We start from the raw sequence: 18,218 nt of genomic DNA, 5'->3' as shown, positions 1-18,218 counted from the left end.
TATGTCTCATTTTGTTACATCATTTTAAGGAGCGACATTATGGCTTACGAAAATAAAACAAATCTTACACAAGAAAATATAAGACGTGCTTTTCTTAAGATACTTAAAGATAAAAAATTCGAAGACGTCACAATAAATGACATTGTCCAACAAGCAGGTATCCATCGTAGTAGTTTTTATCGTTATTATGAAGATAAGTATCAACTAGCAGGGCATATTGAATGCTATATTATGGCACATATTAGAGAGAATCGAAAAAAATGGATGCAAAAAAATCCAGATATTGATATTGCTGATCCTAATGCAATGATGCATTTGTTTTTGGCAATTGATAAATATGCACCTGCTATCCACATACTACTGGGACCAAATGGTGATCCTAGCTTCGAAGTAAGGCTTAGACATATTATGATTGAAAAATTCTTTGAAAATTCAAAATATGAAACTGCTTCAAATGATAAGTTATCATTACTTAAAGAATTTTCAATTGATATAATCATTCAAACCTATAAATACTGGGCATCTCCTAAGAAAAAGTTATCAGCTAAAGAACTCGCTGATTTACTAAGTGATATTTTTCAGAAAGGATTTACTTATGCTATTGAAAATATGTAAATATTTTTAATAGCATCCAGATATTTTGTTCATTAAAAAAACCAAAAACTTGAATAATGCTCCAAGTTTTTGGTTTTTTACCAGCTGGCTTTTTTCACACCCGGAATTTGGCCTTTCAGAGCCAATTGTCTAAAATTCAAACGAGATAGCTTGAATTTTCGCATATAGCCCCTTGGTCTACCGTCCAATAAATCACGGTTTTGCAACCGGTTAGGATTTGATTCTTTAGGTAATCTCGCAAGTGCTTCATAGTCACCTTTTGCTTTAAGCTCTTGTCTAATTGCCGCATAGCGGTCAATTAGTTCTCTTTGTTTACGTGCTCTTGCAATTTTTGATTTTTTAGCCATTCAATCTCCTTATTTGGTTTCTTTGAATATCATACGTTGACGTTTTTTAGGTGAATATTTTTTAAATTCTAAACGTTCAGGGTTATTACGTTTATTTTTATTAGTTAAATACAATCTTTCACCAGTTTCTGCACATTCTAAAAGAATATTTTGTCTCATTATAAAACCTGCTTTCTAATATAAATAGTAATTATTACTATTTGAAATATAATCTTATCATATTGTGTTAGTTTGTCAAATAAAGTCTTTGAACAAAAAAAGCTATTACTTTTAACAGTAATAGCTTTTTTATTGTGAAAAATAGAATTATCTTCTTTTTTCTGGGATTCTTGCTGCTTTACCACGTAGGTTACGTAGGTAGTAAAGTTTAGCACGACGTACACGACCTTGACGAGTTACTTCAATCTTAGCAACACGGGGTGTGTGTAGTGGGAATGTACGTTCTACACCAACACCACTACTGATTTTACGAACTGTGTAGCTTGCGCTTACGCCAGTTCCTCTTCTTTTAATAACAACACCTTCGAAGATTTGGATACGTTCGCGAGTACCTTCAACAACTTTTGCGTGAACACGAACTGTATCTCCGGCACGGAAATCAGGAAGATCTGTTTTTAGTTGATCTTGTGTTAAATCTTTAATCAATTGATTCATGATTTTTTCTCCTTTGTCGATACTCTTAATCAAATTCGACCAGCGGAATATCCGATTTATTAGTGATATGCATCACAATACGATATTTTAGCAGTATTATTTTAAAAAGTCAATGTTACTTAATCTTAAGATTAGTCAGCTAATTCTTGCTTAATTTCTTGCAATAATTGATGCTGTTTTAGACTTAGCGTCTTATTTTCTAGTAAGTCTGGACGATATAAATAGGTGTTTTTAAGTGATTGTTTCTCACGCCAAGCTTTGATATTAGCATGATGACCACTTAATAAAACATCTGGTACTTTTTGTCCTTCAAATTCCGCTGGACGTGTATATTGTGGGTATTCTAATAACCCATCAGAAAAAGATTCATCACTTGCTGAATCTTCATTACCTAAAACACCTGGAATTAGTCTTACTGTTGAGTCAATCATCGCCATCGTTGGAATTTCTCCACCAGTTAAAATAAAATCACCGATAGAAACGACATCTGTCGCATATTGATACACACGTTGATCGAATCCTTCATAATGACCACAGATAAAAGTGATATTGTCATAATTATTAGCCCAATCTGTTGCCATTTCTTGGTTAAATGGTTTCCCCGTTGGTGCTAAAATAACAACTTTTTGCTTGTTTTCAATTTCAGATAAAGCACTAGCAATAGGTTGAACTTGTAGAACCATCCCTGGTCCCCCGCCATAAGGCGCGTCATCAACATGCATTTGCTTATCTTTAGTAAATTTACGAAAGTCAATCACATTTAAGTTGAGCTTTTCATTCTCAATGGCTTTTCCAACAACCGAATGCTTCATTGATTCAAACATATCTGGAAACAGCGTTAAAACATTAATTTTCATCAATTAACCCCTCAGGTACTTCTACCCAAGCTTTGTTTTGATCCAAGTCAATTTTTTTGACGATTTGGTTTAAGAATGGGAGTAAAACATCTTTTCGGCCAGGTTTTTCAATTGTCCAAACATCGTTTGCACCTGTTGGGAAAATTTCAGTTACTGTGCCGAGCACTTCATCTTTATCTAAATCAATTACTTCGATTCCGATAATTTCATGGTAGTAATAAGCGCCATCTTCAAGTTCTTGCAAGTTATCTTCTGCAACATAAAGTAAATCGCTTTTATATTTTTCGACTAAGTTAATGTCTTCTAAGCCCTCAAAGAGAACTAGTAAGAAGTTCTTAACAGAGCGTGTACTTTTAACCGTCACTTCAATTTCTTGTTTTTGATGTTCAATAATTAAAGACATACCAGGTGAAAAGCGCTCTTCAATAAAGTCTGTTGAAGGAAAAACTTTCAACTCACCTTTTATTCCGTGAGTATTAACAATTTTTCCAACTTCATATTTAGCTGTCATAAGGTTAACTCCTTTCAGAAAAAAAGCTTAAATGAAGTTACCTCATTTAAGCTTTTAAAAATTTATTTAGAGTATTTTGATTCGTGTAATTTTGTCATGATTCCAGCACCAGATAACAAGCTACGAACTGTATCTGAAGGTTGAGCACCTTTTTGTAACCATTCTAAAATTGAATCTTCTTCTAATTTTAATTGTGTTGGGTTTGAAAGTGGGTTGTAGTAACCAACTTCTTCGATAAAACGACCATCACGAGGTGATCTTGAATCTGCTACCACTAGACGGTAGAAAGGTTTACGTTTTGAACCCATACGACGCATACGAATTTTAACTGCCATATTAATGACCTCCTATTTTTATTAACTTAATTAGTTTAGCATGAACATTTTAAGTTGTAAAGGGTTTTTACTTAACAGATTATGATTTAAATCTTTTAGCTTTTTTAAGACGTTTTTTCTTTTTCTTTTGAGAACGTTTCATCATGGAATTCATGGCCATTTTACCCATCTTACCTTTCATTCCACCACCTAACATTCCTTCAAGATCGCTAGTATTTCCTTTTGAAACTTTTTGCATCATTTCTTTTGATTGTTTAAATTGCTTAATCATACGGTGAATTTCTTGAATATTACGTCCAGAACCGGCTGCAATACGACGACGACGAGAAGGTGTTAAAATATCTGGATTTTCACGTTCTTCAGGTGTCATAGAATAGACAATTGCTTTTAAATGTGCAATATCTTTTTCACCAATATTAATATTTTGAAGTGCTGGGTTGTTTGCCATACCTGGAATCATCTTAATTAATTCATCAATAGGTCCCATACTTTGAATTTGATCCATTTGCGCAATAAAGTCATTGAAGTCAAATGTGTTTTCACGCATTTTCTCAGCTAATTCTTGCGCATTTTTTTCGTCATAATCTTGCTGAGCTTTTTCAATCAAGCTCATCATGTCACCCATACCTAAAATACGGTTAGCCATTCTGTCAGGATGGAAAATATCTAAATCAGATAATTTTTCCCCTTCCCCAACATATAGAATTGGTTTGTTAGTGATTGAGCGAATTGATAAAGCGGCACCACCACGAGTATCCCCATCTAATTTAGTTAGAATAACACCTGTGATATCTAGTGCTTGGTTAAAGCCATCGGCAACTGTTGCAGCCGCTTGACCTGTCATTGCATCGGCAACCAAAACAATGTTATCAGGTTGAGCGATTTCTTTAACATTTTTCAATTCATCCATTAAAGATTCATCAATTTCAAGACGTCCAGCAGTATCAATAATCACATAATCATTTTTATTTTCTTTTGCTTGTTGCATCCCATGTCTAACAATATCTTCAGCAGAATTGTCGACACCTTCTTCATAAACTGGGATTTCCAATTGGTCCCCAATAACTTTCAATTGGTCAACAGCAGCTGGACGGTAAATATCAGCAGCAATTAGTAATGGACGTGCTTTTTGCTCTGCCATTAAACGGTTAGCTAATTTACCTGCAGTGGTAGTTTTACCAGTCCCTTGCAAACCAACCATCATGATAACTGTTGGGATTTTATCAGATTTGTTCAATTCAACTGACGATTCACCCATCATTTGTGTTAACTCTTCATTAACAATTTTGATGATTTGTTGACCTGGTGTCAGACTTTCTAAAACATCTGATCCCAAGGCACGTTCTTTAATTTTCGCAATAAATTCTTTAACAACTTTAAAGTTAACATCCGCTTCAAGTAATGCTAAGCGAATTTCACGAGTTGCTTGATTAATATCGGTTTGGGTAACTTTACCTTTTTTTCGTAAGCCAGATAACGCATTTTGAATACGTTCACTTAAGCCTTCAAATGCCATACTTAGTTCTCCTCTATTATTTGTCTAATTTTTTGGATTGTGTCTTTTGCTTCAGTATAATTTTTCTTATCTATCGTTGATAGTGCCTGTTGACTTAACTGCTCAATAGCTAAAAAATTACGATTCAAATTCAATTTAGCTTCGTAATCTTCTAGCAAACGCGTCGTTCGTTTGAGATTATCATAAACAGCTTGTCTTGAAACATCGGCATTTTCTGATATTTCCGCAAGCGATAAATCATTAAAGTAATAATCTTCAAAATAGCGTTGTTGCATAGCAGTTAGTAGAGGTCCATAAAATGAAAACAGCTGGGTTAAATATTGTGTTTTTTCTAAACTCATGCTTCGACCTCCTTGCATTAGGTTAAAGGACTTTTTTTAATTCGTCAATTACTTCTATTATACAAAAAAATTGGCCTTATTTGGCCAATCTTCTTAAATTAATCCTTTGAATAATCCCAATGCAAATTTCTCAGTGTCAAATGGTGCTAAGTCACCTACTTGCTCACCTAGTCCCACTAATTTAACTGGAATATTCATTTCGTTACGGATGGCAATAACAATACCCCCGCGTGAAGACCCATCTAATTTAGTTAAGACAATACCTGATATTTGTGTTACTTGATTGAATTCTTTAGCTTGACTCATTGCGTTTTGTCCAGTAGAACCATCTAAGACTAGTAGGGTTTCTTCAGGTTGATCTGGGAATGTCTTTTGAATAGTACGTTTGATTTTATCCAACTCATTCATTAGGTTCACTTTGTTTTGTAAACGTCCAGCAGTATCAATCAGTAAATAATCTACTTCTTGCTCGTGCGCTTTTTTAACACCTTCAAAAACAACAGAAGCCGGATCAGCTTTTTCTGGTCCTGTTACAACATCAACGCCAACACGTTCTCCCCATTGAACAAGTTGTTGAACAGCCCCTGCTCTAAAAGTATCAGCTGCTACTAACATCACTGATTTACCTTGTGATTTTAGTTGGGCTGCTAATTTACCAACTGTTGTTGTTTTACCTGAACCGTTAACACCTACGAATAAGTAAACATTTGGTTTATTGGCATCATTGTAAGTTAGACCTTCATCTTGTTCACCAGGATTTTCATAAAGACCTACTAATTTTTCGACGATAACTTCTTTTAAAGCTTGTTTTGATTTCGCGTTTTTTAGTTTAGCTTCATCTCTTAAAGCTTCAACTAAGTCCATTGAAGTTTGGTATCCCACATCCGACTCAATTAAAAGATCTTCTAGATCATCGAAGAAATCTTCATCGACACGTCTAAAGTTGGCAAAGAAAGCATTTAACTTATCTCCAAAAGAACGGTTAGTCTTTTCTAGCCCTTTTTCGTATAGGTGCTCTTTCTTTTCCTCTTCGTCATCTTCTGCTTCTTCTTCGTCTTGAACTTCTTCAACATTTGGTTCTTCTGACTCTGTTTCAACTTCTTCTTCAACTTCGTCAACTATTTGAGTCGATACCTCGTCACTACTACTTTGTTGTACTTGGCTGTCCTCGTCAGTTGGCTCTTGTTCAGAGCTTTCCTCTTTTGAATCAACATTTTCTTTAGTTTCTTTTACAACCGACTCTTCTTTATCCACTTCTTTAGTCGGTTCTATTTCAGGCTTATCAGTTGCCTCACTATCCTGATTTGTTTCTTCAGCATCATCCGGATTTTGAGCAGAATCTGCTTCTTTTGGTTCTTCATCAGACGCTGGTTCTTGTGTTTCTTCTAATTCAGGTGATTCTTTCTTTTCTTCTTGTTCTTTTTTATCTCCAAAAATGGATTTTTTTATACGATCAAATAATCCCATAATAACCTCCTACAATTGTTGTTCAATTTCGCTTAATGAGACTGACAGCAAACTAGAAATACCAGATTCTTGCATCATAACCCCATATAGTTGATCTGCTTGTGCCATTGAGCCTTTTCTATGTGTAATCATAATGAATTGCGTTGTTAAATCATAGTTCTTCAAGAACTGAGCAAATCTATCAACATTAGCTTCATCAAGTGATGCTTCTACTTCATCCAAAATACAAAATGGTACTGGACGCACTTTCAAAATGGCAAACAACAATGTAATTGTTGTCAATGCACGTTCCCCACCGGATAGTAGACTTAAGCTTTGTAGCTTTTTGCCTGGTGGTTGCGCGATAATATCAATTCCAGTATTTAAAATATCAGTTTCATCAGTTAAGGCAAGTTTTGCATGACCTCCGCCAAACATTTTAGGGAAAATATCCGCAAATGCTGCGCTAACTTGCTCAAACGTTTCTTTAAAACGTGTTGAAACTTCTTTATCCATTTCATTCATCGTATTTTCTAGCGTTGATTTAGCTGATAATAAATCTTCTTGCTGTTGATGTAGAAAATCATAACGTTCTTTGACTTCCTTATACTCTTCAATAGCACCCAAGTTCACGGGACCAATATCTTCAAGCGATAGCTTATGCAACTTAATTTCATGTTGCAGTTGATTGATGTTAATCTCTTCTGGATTCTCAATATCAGACATTGCTTTTTCAAAAGTTAAATGATAATCCTGATTTAGAGTTTCTAAGCGAGTATTGATTTCTGATTTCAAAATAGCTAATTGATTGCTCTCTTTTTCTTGAGCTTCAGCAACTATTTTTCTTGAATCATAATGCTTAGTGTAATCCGCTTCAAGTGCTGTGACTTTATTTTCAACAACCGATAGTTTTTGTGCTGTTTCTTTGATTTGCTGATCTAAAGTTGTAATTGTTACTTGGTTTTGTTCGAATTTTAACTTCTGTTTGTTTAAGTCCTGTGAATTTTTCTCTTTTGCTTGACTTAACTGTGTTAGTTTTTCTTGTAGTTGTGCTTGTTGTTGTTGAGATTGTTTGATATCAGCTTGTTTTTCAGCAATTTGAGATTGGTAGTTTTCTTGCTTAGTTTTGAAAACCGCAATTTCAGGTAATAACTCGGTTAATTGCGCTTGAACGTGCTGAGAAACTTGATCAAAGTTTTGAATTTGTGCTTGTGTTTCTTTTATTTTTTGTTGTATTTTTTCAACGTCTTGCTTTGCTTGAACTTTTTGTGTATTCAATTGCGCATATTGTGCTTGTTGTTTTTCTAATTCGGCTTTTTTAGCTTGTAATCCGTGTTTTAAGTAATTCAACTGTTTTGTTAGCGATTGTTTTTCGTCTTGAATACGGTTAATTTGATTATCAAAATCCGTTAGCTCAGACTTCACTTCCGCTACTTTATTGGTATTTTCAGCTTGAATTTTTTCTAGGCGCTGTTTTTCAGTAATTTCTTGTTGTAAGTGTGACTGAACTTCAGCAATCTGACTATCAAACGCTTGGCTTTTGGCTGTAAGATCTTCCAATTGTTTCTTGATTAGCAATGGTGATTGACTATTCTTATTGTGTGAACCACCTGACATTTGTCCGCCAGGGCTTAAATAATCACCATCTAAAGTCACAATATGGTGTCTTTGTTCTAGTAAGCGGCTTAATTGTGTTGCATGATCTAGGTTATCCATCACAATAATTCGACCTAAAAGATGAATAACGGCTGGCTTAACCTCAGCCGAACAAGAAACCAAATCAGAGGCTATTCCGAGATACCCCGAAGTCGTTTTTAGTACCTTTTTAACTTCTGTTGATAACACCTGTTGTCTTAATTGGTCTAATGGTAAAAAGGTTGCTCGTCCTAAATTCTTATCTCTTAATGTTTTGATTGCATTTTTAGCATTATCTTGAGTTTTCGATACTAAGTTTTGTGCGTTGCTTGCTAAAGCTGTGTCTAAAGCTAGTTGATAACGACTATCAAAGTCAATCAGTTCGCTGACGACACCTAAAATTCCAGGGAATTCAGATTTATGATTCAAAACAGCTTTAACACCTTGAAAGTACCCTTCATGGTTATCATGTAATCGCTTAAGAGCTTGTAGCTGGGCTTTTGTTCCTTGAGCAAGCTCTTTTAACTCACTACGTTCTTTTTGCTTCTTCACTACTGTAGCTGTTGATTTTTCAATGGCAGTTAGGCTATCAGCAACTTCCGTTTCCAGTTTATCTAACCAATTTTTTTGTGTCTGCTTTTCTTGCGTAACCTTTTCGATTTTGGCATCAAGACTAACTAAGTTTGACTCTAACTCTTTAACTTCAGGGGAGGTTAATTCACCTTTAAGTTGATTAATAGCCGTCTCGGCAAAAATAATTTGATTAGATAACGTCGTTTTATTTTGCAAGTTATCGATGTAATCATCTCTTAGAGATTCTAAATCTTTTTGTAACTTGCCTGGATCTTGAGATACTTTAGTCTTAAGTTCGCGTTCTTGGTCCTTTAACCGATTATATTGTTGAGTAACCGTATTTAATTGCTTTTCTTTTTCAGACAACTCTTTTTCGAGCTGATGTTGGCGGCTTTGCAACTCATCTTGACGGGTTTTCAGTTCTTTTCGACTCGTTTCATCAAATTCTGTACTTTGATCATAAACAGCTAATTGTGTTTTAATTTCATAATTTTGATTCACAAGTTTGTTGTAGTCCGCTTGCAATTGATCTTGTCTATCTCTAAGTTCTTGACGCTCTTTTCGATATTCTTCTAGTTGTTTCTGTGTAGAAGCAACGACACGATCTAATTTTTGTAGTTTTTGTTTTGTTTGGTTATTTTGGTTGCGTGTTTGCTCCTGCTTATTAACACGGTCATTTGTTTCTAAAGTTAGTACGATTTTATTTTTGGAATCATACCCATTTTTTTGTGTACGATATTCCTCAGCTAAACTTTTCTGCTGTTTTAAAGGTTCAATTCTAGTCTCTAGTTCCTTAACAAAATCATTAATTCGAACTAAATTATCTTGTGTTTGTTTTAACTTTAATTCTGCAGTTCTTTTTTGTTGCTTAAATTTTAATACGCCCGCTGCTTCTTCAATAATAAATCGGCGATCGGTAGGTTTCGCATTGAAAATTTGTTCAACACTGCCTTGTGAAATAATTGAAAAAGATTCTTTAGATAATCCCGAGTCCATAAATAAATCGTGAATATCCTTTAGTCTAACGTTTTGTTGATTTATTTGGAACTGAGTATCTCCATTACGAAAAATGGTTCGTGTAATTTCAATTTCCTTAAAATCACTATTTAATTGCTTCGCTTGGTTATCAAATAACACCGTAACTTCAGCACGATTCAATGGTGCTTTCATGGCTGTTCCACCAAAAATAACATCTGTCGTGTTTTCTCCACGCAGATGTCTAACATTTGTTTCTCCCATCACCCAACGCATAGCTTCAGTAATATTACTTTTACCACTTCCGTTGGGACCAACAATCCCTGTAATTCCCTTAGGAAATTCCAAAGTCACTTTATCTGGGAATGATTTAAATCCATTAATTGTTAATGACTTTAATGGCATTTCGTCAACTCCATTATTGTAATTTTTTCAAAGCTTCACTAGCTGCATGCTGCTCTGCTTTTTTCTTAGAATCGCCAGTTCCTTCAGCTAATTTTTCCCCTTCAGCAAACACCGCCACTCTGAAGGTCTTGTCATTATCGCTTCCTGTTTCTTGGAGTGTTTCGTAGCTGATTTTCACTGATCCGTTTTGTTGCAATAGTTCTTGTAATTGTGTTTTGTAATCGGCATTATACGAGAAATCTCCCTTGATAATGTCTGGAAAAACAGTTGCTTTCAAAAATTGATAGACTGCTGGCATCCCTTGATCCAAAAATAGCGCACCATTAAAGGCTTCAAAAACATCTTCTAACAATGTCTTTCTTAGTCTTGCACCATTATTTTCCTCACCTTTACCAAGCATAATTTCTTGATCAAAACCCGCCTCTTTAGCAAATTTCGAAAACCCTTCCGTTCTAACAACATTTGAACGAAAACGTGTCAATTCACCTTCGTCAAGGTCAGGAAATTGATGATACAAAAATTCTGAAATAGCTAATTCTAAAACCGCATCACCTAAAAATTCTAGTTTTTCATAGTTTTTCAATTCTAGATTGCGGTGCTCATTTGAATAAGATGAATGTGTAAATGCTTCATCCAAAAGACCCATGTCTTTAAATATTATTTGAAAATCATCTCGTAACTTTTTCGTAAATTTCGAACTAACCATGTTTAAAATCTCCTTTTATGTCTACATATATTATACCAGTTTGTCGTTTAAGAAAAAACGCACAAAAAAACACTTTTCATTGAATTGAAAAGTGTTTTTTATATCTAAATTAGCTATTAGTTAGATGATACACCAACTGTTGACCATGAAGAATCTGAATCTAATCCATATCCCACTACTCGTTTATTAACTGCTGTAATACCATAAGCATTACTTGTTGGAATTACATAGGCATTATCGTTCATCCATTCTTGCCACTTGAAGAATGCTTGCTGACGATGTTCTGCATTGAAAGATTCTTTTGAATCAATATCTGCTAATAATTTATCATGTTCATCTGATGTAAATCTAGTAAAGTTGAAAGGTGCTGTTCTTGCATAGATACCAGCAGGTGAAGGTTCTGATGATAAGTTCCAAGCTAACATAAACATATCAATACCTGGATCATCATTTTGAACTTTTTCAACATAGCTATTGAATTCCATCAATCTTCCACTAGCCAATTGAACATTTAATCCAATTTTTTTCCATTGTTGAATATAGTTTTGAATAATTGGTTCTTGAATAGATGAACCTGTTGATGAACCTAAATTAATAACTAAAGGTTGGCCATTCTTATCTGTTCTATATTCGCCATTTTTCTTGTATCCAGCTTCATCAAGTAACTTGTTGGCCTTGTCAATATTATATTCATACCCTTGAACATTTTTATCGTAAAAGTTATTGAATTTCTCTGGAATTAAACTTTTTACTCTATAACTCAACCCATTAGAATATTTATCATTAACTTGATCAATATTCATTGCATATCCGATAGCTTGGCGCAAGTTCTTATCAGCCATTTTAGAATTAGAATCCATCACAGCTTCACCTTTTTGTGAGTCCCATTTACCCACCTTGAAACCTAAGAAACCATATCCTAATCCAACATCCCCAATAAATTCTGTATTAGGAGCTTTTTGAACTTCTTTCCACTCGCTATTTCTCACATCGATGATATCGTATTTATTACTCAAAGTTGCTTGTGTAGCATTAGCAGAACTAACAACGGATGCTGTGATTTTTGCTAGTTTAGGTTTTTCTCCGTAATAATATTCATTAGGTACCCATTCAGCTGATTGACCGGCAACTAGATTGCTTAATTTGTATGGACCAAAGAACAATGGTCGTTTTCTAATTTCGTCTGAAGATACTAGCTTATCAAATGGTACATTTTTTAGATAATGTTCTGGAGAAGCATTCTCTAGGAAGTACCCATTTCCAGATTGTGACATCCCAGGAGTCATATTACTAAACTTGATAACAACAGTATTACCATCGTCCCCTTTAGGCGTTGTAATACCTGAGATTTGATCAGATTTACCATCATGATAATCTGCAATTCCTTCAATATTCTTTAATTTCCCTGTATATCTTGTTGTTTGTGTTCCGCTGTTGGCCACCATTTTATATGAATATACAACATCTTTAGCAGTAACTGGAACACCATCAGACCATTTAACATTAGGGTTGATTGTCACAGTTGCCGTCTTAGCATCAATATCTAATTTTAAATTAGCTGCTCCGCCATCGATGATCTTATAATCATCATTTGTTTTAAACAAACTTTCATTACCAAACTGTGCTACCGTACTGTCTGCCGCACTTTTTGATAAATTAGAGTTGAAAATTCCTGTAAATGGTGAATCTGACACCATTCCATAATTTAATGTTCCGCCCTCAATAGGTTTACTTGTATTGGAAACCTTTCTTGGGAACTGTTTATCAGCCGTAGCTTGTTCACTAGATGAACTACTACTTCCACTACTACTTCCACTACTACTGTTATTGCTACAACCTGTCAAAGTCATTGCAATTGCAGCAGTGGTTAATGGCAGTAGCCATTTCTTTTTGTTTTTCAATACCATCTTAGAACCTCCATTTAATAATAATTTAATGTAACTCTAACATTTAATTATTATAAATACAATCTTTTTTTAATTTTATTCTTATCTTCTCTGTCTTGCATCTCCTGCTCTTTGTAAAGCAGAACCAACATAGTTAATCAAATATGAAATCACAAGCAATAGAACAACTGCTGGAAGCCATAACCAAGGCCTATTAGTAATGTTTATAGGATTATTAGCGTAACCTACCAAAGTCCCGATACTAGGTGTAGTAGGTGGCAGTCCATATCCCAAGAAAGATAGACCTGTTTCCATCCCAATATTACCAGCAATTCCCAGTACACTGTTAATGATAATCATAGAACTTATGTTAGGAAGAACTTCTTTAAACATAATAGTTAAATTGGATGATCCAGAGGTCTTTGAAGCCATAACATATTCTTTTTGTCTTTGTGCTAATATGAAACTTCTAAAGTATCTCGTAGCTCCCATCCAACTAAATAACGAAAGCAGACCAACTAGAGTAAATGCATTATAGTTTGGAATCATAGTAGTTAAAATAATAATAATCATCCCCGTGGGTAAAACCATAATAAAATCAATGATTCTCATAATAATATCATCTACAAGTCCACCGAAATATCCTGCTATTAGCCCAAGAACTATACCAATTACTCTAGAAATAACGGTCACAGTTATCCCAATTAAAATTGAGTTTCGACCACCCACAATTAAAACAGATAATATATCTCTTCCACCATCATCCGTACCTAAAAAGTGCCCCGGACTAAACGCTGGTAATAAACCATCTAAAATACTAGCATCTAAATAAGATGATTTAGGGACAAATAACGAGCCCCCAAACGTAAATAGCACAATTATTAATAATACAAAAACGGACATTAATGCAAATTTATCTTTGATAATTTCGTTTTTTACTATCTTCATACCTGATGGAGGAACAGAAATCAGATCACCAGCTGAAGTTTTAATTTCTTGATTTCGTTTTTTCTTAAACAATAGTTACCCCTCCTACTTCACTCTGATTCTAGGATCAACAATACTCATAACAATATCAGAAATTAGATTCCCTAAAATAGCTAATATTCCAAACATTAAAATTAAAGCTGTGATTACTGGGTAATCACGCTGATTTATAGCTTCTAGGAATAAGTTTCCCATACCAGGATAACTAAATATCTGTTCAAGCATTACAGATCCACCTAATAAAGCACCAATTGTACTTCCAATGAATGCTGTAATTGGCAGAAGTGAATTTCTTAAAATATGTTTATTGAATACAACCCTTTCAGGAACTCCTTTTGAACGAGCAGTTCTAACGTAATCTTCAACTTGATTGTCTATAATTCCCGTTCTTAAATACTGAACTGTAGCTGTCGTACCCAATAATGCCGCCGTTAAAGCTGGCAAAATAATGTGATGCGCTCTGTCCAATATATAACCAAACGTCCCTGGAACAGCACTAGGACTAACAGTACCGGTCGTTGGGAACCAATTTAGAATATACCCAAAAAGCCAAATAACTAAAACATATGCAACAAATCCAGGAATAGCAAATGTAATATAATTAAAAACTCTAATTACTTGATCAGGCCATTCATACTTGTATCTACCTGCAATAATCCCCATAGGAATAGCAAATAGGTAAGATAAAATCAATGTAACTAATGACAACCAGAATGTATTTTGTGCACGTTCACCAATCAATGAAGTAACACTCATTTTTTGTGTGTAACTCATTCCTAAATCGCCATGAAATAGATTTTTTACCCAATTCAAGTACTGCACCCACGGTGCGTCATTTAACCCATTTTGCTGTCTTAAAGCTTCTATGGTTTTAGGATCCATATTAGGGTCAATCATAGCCGTAAAAGGATCTCCAGGCATCATCTTAGATAGGAAAAAGATTAGAATTGACAAGATAATAATTTGTGGAATCATTACCAAAATACGTCTTAAAATTGTTTTCCACATATTATTGACCTCCTTCTAATTTATCTTGTGGTAAAGCAACAAAATGGCTTTTTCCAATTTGTTGCAATGGGTATACACGGCCATCTTTATACCACTTATCTTGGTTTTCTAAAAATTCTTTATCTACATTTCTTCTATGTTCTTTATCCTTCTCGCGATTCTTTGGGTCAATCTTAGGGATAGCAGCAAGTAATCGTTTAGTATAGATATGTTGGGGATTATGATAAATATCTTCTCTTGTCCCAACCTCAACTAAGCGACCTCTATGCATAATAGCTAAGTTCTCACACATATGACGAACAACACCCAGGTCGTGAGAAATAAACAAGTAACTAATATTATATTCTTTTTGAATTTTTTTCATGAAGTTTAAAACTTGTGCTTGCACGGACAAATCAAGTGCTGATACAGGTTCATCTGCAATGATTAACTTAGGTTTAGTTGCCACCGCACGTGCAACACCAATTCTTTGTCTTTGACCACCCGAAAATTCGTGTGGATACTTGTATAAAGCATCGCTTGGCATTCCAACAATATCTAATAGTTCCTGAACACGTTTTTTTTCTTCTTCTTTTGAAAGGCTTTCAAAGTTTCTAATAGGTTCAGCAATAATGTCAAAAATTCTTTTCTTAGGATTCAAACTAGACATTGAATCTTGAAAAATCATTTGAACATCACGATTATATTTTAATTTGCGTCGTTCACTGGCTTTCGTAATATCATGCCCTTTATAAATAATTTGGCCTGATGTTACATTCTCCAGTCCCACAATCGCTTTTCCTGTTGTTGATTTACCGCTTCCAGATTCACCAATTAATCCGTAAGTTTCTCCTTCTTTAATTTCAAAGTTTATACCGTCAACCGCTCTAACATGATCAGTTACCCGATTAAAGAAACCTGAACGAATTGGATAATGAATTTTCAAGTCTTTGATTTCTATTAATGACATCTTTTATCCTCCATTCGTCACATTTTAGTTTTTAAAGTAAAAATCTCGATAACAAGTACAACGAACTTCATGTCCAGGTGAAACTTCGTGTAAAATTGGTTCTTCTTCATGAGATTTGGCATCAATCCAAGGAATTCTTGGTGCAAATCGACAACCATCTGTCATCATTTTATCTAATGAAGGAACGGTTCCTTCAATAACATGCAATTCTTCGTCATCTACATCAGTTTGTGGCATTGATTCCAATAAGGAACGTGTATATGGATGTAGCGGATTAGTGAACAATTCATCAACCGGCGCCACTTCAACAATCTGGCCAGCATACATAACAGCGACTCTATCTGCTGTTTCTGATACGACACCTAAGTCATGCGTGATCAAAACAATCCCTGCACCTGTTTCGTCTTGAATATCTTTTAATAAATCTAGGATCTGTGCTTGAATCGTTACATCCAAAGCCGTGGTTGGCTCATCAGCTAACAAGATAGAAGGTTTATCGGCAATCGCAATCGCAATAATAACTCTTTGACGCATACCACCGGAAAGTTCATGTGGGTATTGACGACTAATTCTTACAGGATCTGGAATCCCTACTTGATCTAATAATTCAAGAACTCGTTTTTTTCGTGCCTTTTCATCTAATTTTGTGTGATAGTATAAAGTTTCTTCAATTTGCGCACCAATACGCATTAGTGGATTTAGTGCAGCTAATGGATCTTGAAAAATCATACCAATTTCTTTTCCCCGAATTCGGTTAAATAGTGATTCATTTAATCCAACGAGATTTAACTCATCGAATAAAATATCCCCTCTGACCCGTGTGTTTTTTTGGTCATAAAGTCCAATAATACTAGAAGCTAATGTACTTTTTCCTGACCCTGATTCTCCAACAATTGCTAGAATTTCATTCTTCTTCAATGTTAAAGAGACATCATCAACCGCATCATAAAATTTTCCTTTTAATCGAAAACCTGTATGCAAGTGTTGAATATCTAAAAGCAAATCGCTTGGTTTTTCCAATGAAATTCCTCCAGTTCAATTTAAAAAATCTTAATTTATTAGAGATTTATTAAATATTTAATTATTGGCTTAATTATATCATGAAAAATTAATTTTTCAACGTAAAAAAACAGCAGCTTTTTATTAAGCTACTGTTTTTTATAAATTGTTGTAAACGTAGTCAACGGCTTGTTGAACTGTTGTTAATTTTTCAGCTTCCTCATCTGGAATTTCTGAACTAAATGTGTCTTCCATTTCAAGAACAAATTCAACAAAATCAATTGAGTCTGCATCTAAATCTGTCTTGAAATTTAATTCTGGACCAATCTTGTCTTTGTCGACTTCAAAGCGATCTGCAATTAAATCGGCAATTTTATTAAAAATCTCTTCTTTACTCAAAATTAGGTACCTCCAATAAAATGATTACCAGACAATTCTAGTTCAATCAGTTCAAAATGTCTACTATATTATCAACTATTTTTTATCAAATGCTTCTTTTACTTGTTGAACTAAATCTTGCTTCAACATTTCATCAACTTGATGGAACGCATAATAGATTGAGCGACCGTCTCCTCGACCGTGAACCTTAATAACTGGTGCTTTAGCACCCATTAATACCGCACCACCATAAATTGCCATATCAAACTGTTTGCCAATCTCTTTAAAAGCAGGTTTTGCTAATCCAGCTCCCATTTTAACTTTCAAGCCATTATTAAGCAGGCTATCCTTTAAGACACCCATAATAGTTGAGGCTGTCCCTTCAAGCGTTTTTAGCATAACATTTCCAGAAAAACCATCGGCAACGATAACATCTGCTTTTCCTTGAAGTACTTCATTACCTTCAATATTACCAACAAAATTAATGTTAGGCTGATATTTCAGTAGTTGGTACACTTCTTGATGTAATTCATCACCTTTGTCAAACTCACTACCATTATTTAACAAGGCAACGCGTGGATTTTCAACGTGACGGATAGAGTGTGAATAAAAACTTCCCATTTCTGCCCATTGAACCATATGCTTAGACTTGCATGATGCGTTGGCACCTGCATCCAGTAAAGTTAAACCTTTATCCGAATTTTCAACAGGAAGTACTGGCATCAATGCAGGTCTTTCAATTCCTTTAATACGACCCACAATAAAAATACCTGATGCAAGTAGTGCCCCTGTATTTCCTAGTGATAATAATGCATCATTTTCGCCAGCTTTTACTGATTTAGCCGCTAGTACCATCGAAGCATCCTTCTTTTGACGAATTGATTTAACAGGTTCGTCTTCACCAAGAATTTCTTCTGTAGTGTGCACAATCTCAATTTGCTTCATATTTTCAGGTAAATGTGCTTTCATTTGATCTTGGTTTCCATAAAGCACAAAAGTAAAATCTGATAGTTCTTCTCTAGCCATTAAAACACCATCAATAACAGCTTTTGGCCCTTGGTCGCCACCCATAACATCTACTGCAATTCTTTTCAT

19 protein-coding genes are annotated in these 18,218 nt (G+C 34.6%); 1 reads left to right on the top strand and 18 read right to left on the bottom strand.

Going from position 1 to position 18,218, the window contains the following annotated elements; all coding sequences use genetic code 11:
* The first annotated feature begins 39 nt into the window (after positions 1-39).
* Positions 40-615 carry a TetR/AcrR family transcriptional regulator gene (locus tag JNUCC72_RS02260; protein ID WP_454144463.1) on the top strand — a complete coding sequence of 192 codons (576 nt, stop codon included), beginning with the start codon at positions 40-42 and terminating at the stop codon, positions 613-615.
* 77 nt (positions 616-692) lie between these two features.
* Here JNUCC72_RS02260 and rpsN read toward each other — a convergent pair whose 3' ends face one another.
* The 18 genes from rpsN to plsX form a co-directional block, all read right to left on the bottom strand.
* Entirely contained in the window at positions 693-962 is a 270-nt protein-coding gene (gene rpsN / locus JNUCC72_RS02255; RefSeq protein WP_454144461.1) for a 30S ribosomal protein S14, read from the bottom strand.
* 9 nt (positions 963-971) lie between these two features.
* The gene (gene rpmG, locus JNUCC72_RS02250; RefSeq protein ID WP_339969827.1) at positions 972-1,121 is read right to left on the bottom strand and encodes a 50S ribosomal protein L33; all 150 of its coding nucleotides are present in this window, start codon (positions 1,119-1,121) and stop codon (positions 972-974) included.
* A gap of 147 nt (positions 1,122-1,268) precedes the next feature.
* Positions 1,269-1,616 carry a 50S ribosomal protein L19 gene (rplS, locus tag JNUCC72_RS02245; protein ID WP_339969829.1) on the bottom strand — a complete coding sequence of 116 codons (348 nt, stop codon included), beginning with the start codon at positions 1,614-1,616 and terminating at the stop codon, positions 1,269-1,271.
* 131 nt (positions 1,617-1,747) lie between these two features.
* Positions 1,748-2,473, bottom strand: a complete 726-nt coding sequence (gene trmD / locus JNUCC72_RS02240) for a tRNA (guanosine(37)-N1)-methyltransferase TrmD (RefSeq protein ID WP_454144458.1) — start codon at positions 2,471-2,473, stop codon at positions 1,748-1,750.
* A complete protein-coding gene (gene rimM, locus JNUCC72_RS02235) occupies positions 2,463-2,984 on the bottom strand; it encodes a ribosome maturation factor RimM (RefSeq protein WP_454144456.1) in 522 nt (173 codons plus the stop codon). Before rimM ends, trmD begins: the two co-directional genes overlap by 11 nt.
* A gap of 62 nt (positions 2,985-3,046) precedes the next feature.
* Entirely contained in the window at positions 3,047-3,319 is a 273-nt protein-coding gene (gene rpsP / locus JNUCC72_RS02230) for a 30S ribosomal protein S16 (RefSeq protein WP_339969835.1), read from the bottom strand.
* Positions 3,320-3,398: 79 nt separating this feature from the next.
* Positions 3,399-4,835, bottom strand: coding sequence for a signal recognition particle protein (gene ffh, locus JNUCC72_RS02225; protein WP_454144454.1), 1,437 nt, complete (start codon positions 4,833-4,835; stop codon positions 3,399-3,401).
* 2 nt (positions 4,836-4,837) lie between these two features.
* The gene (gene ylxM, locus JNUCC72_RS02220) at positions 4,838-5,176 is read right to left on the bottom strand and encodes a YlxM family DNA-binding protein (protein ID WP_454144452.1); all 339 of its coding nucleotides are present in this window, start codon (positions 5,174-5,176) and stop codon (positions 4,838-4,840) included.
* A 93-nt stretch (positions 5,177-5,269) separates the two neighbouring features.
* Positions 5,270-6,643, bottom strand: coding sequence for a signal recognition particle-docking protein FtsY (gene ftsY / locus JNUCC72_RS02215; protein WP_454144450.1), 1,374 nt, complete (start codon positions 6,641-6,643; stop codon positions 5,270-5,272).
* A gap of 9 nt (positions 6,644-6,652) precedes the next feature.
* On the bottom strand, positions 6,653-10,210 hold the full coding sequence (gene smc / locus JNUCC72_RS02210) for a chromosome segregation protein SMC (protein WP_454144448.1): 3,558 nt from the start codon (positions 10,208-10,210) through the stop codon (positions 6,653-6,655).
* Between the two features lie 13 nt (positions 10,211-10,223).
* Positions 10,224-10,916 carry a ribonuclease III gene (gene rnc, locus JNUCC72_RS02205; RefSeq protein WP_454144446.1) on the bottom strand — a complete coding sequence of 231 codons (693 nt, stop codon included), beginning with the start codon at positions 10,914-10,916 and terminating at the stop codon, positions 10,224-10,226.
* 116 nt (positions 10,917-11,032) lie between these two features.
* Positions 11,033-12,823, bottom strand: a complete 1,791-nt coding sequence (locus JNUCC72_RS02200; protein WP_454144444.1) for an oligopeptide ABC transporter substrate-binding protein — start codon at positions 12,821-12,823, stop codon at positions 11,033-11,035.
* Between the two features lie 81 nt (positions 12,824-12,904).
* Positions 12,905-13,822 carry an ABC transporter permease gene (locus JNUCC72_RS02195; protein ID WP_454144442.1) on the bottom strand — a complete coding sequence of 306 codons (918 nt, stop codon included), beginning with the start codon at positions 13,820-13,822 and terminating at the stop codon, positions 12,905-12,907.
* A gap of 12 nt (positions 13,823-13,834) precedes the next feature.
* On the bottom strand, positions 13,835-14,797 hold the full coding sequence (opp4B, locus tag JNUCC72_RS02190; protein WP_454144440.1) for an oligopeptide ABC transporter permease: 963 nt from the start codon (positions 14,795-14,797) through the stop codon (positions 13,835-13,837).
* 1 nt (position 14,798) lies between these two features.
* The gene (locus JNUCC72_RS02185; protein ID WP_454144438.1) at positions 14,799-15,746 is read right to left on the bottom strand and encodes an ABC transporter ATP-binding protein; all 948 of its coding nucleotides are present in this window, start codon (positions 15,744-15,746) and stop codon (positions 14,799-14,801) included.
* Between the two features lie 24 nt (positions 15,747-15,770).
* Complete coding sequence (locus tag JNUCC72_RS02180) at positions 15,771-16,766, bottom strand: ABC transporter ATP-binding protein (protein WP_454144436.1); 996 nt, start codon at positions 16,764-16,766, stop codon at positions 15,771-15,773.
* A 138-nt stretch (positions 16,767-16,904) separates the two neighbouring features.
* Positions 16,905-17,144: an acyl carrier protein gene (gene acpP / locus JNUCC72_RS02175; protein ID WP_454144434.1), complete on the bottom strand. Its 240-nt coding sequence runs from the start codon at positions 17,142-17,144 to the stop codon at positions 16,905-16,907.
* Positions 17,145-17,219: 75 nt separating this feature from the next.
* Positions 17,220-18,218, bottom strand: coding sequence for a phosphate acyltransferase PlsX (gene plsX / locus JNUCC72_RS02170; RefSeq protein WP_454144432.1), 999 nt, complete (start codon positions 18,216-18,218; stop codon positions 17,220-17,222).

Source organism: Holzapfeliella sp. JNUCC 72 (genome assembly GCF_053668685.1).
Note: the sequence above shows the minus strand (reverse complement) of the source record. Positions and strands in the feature narration are given on the sequence as shown.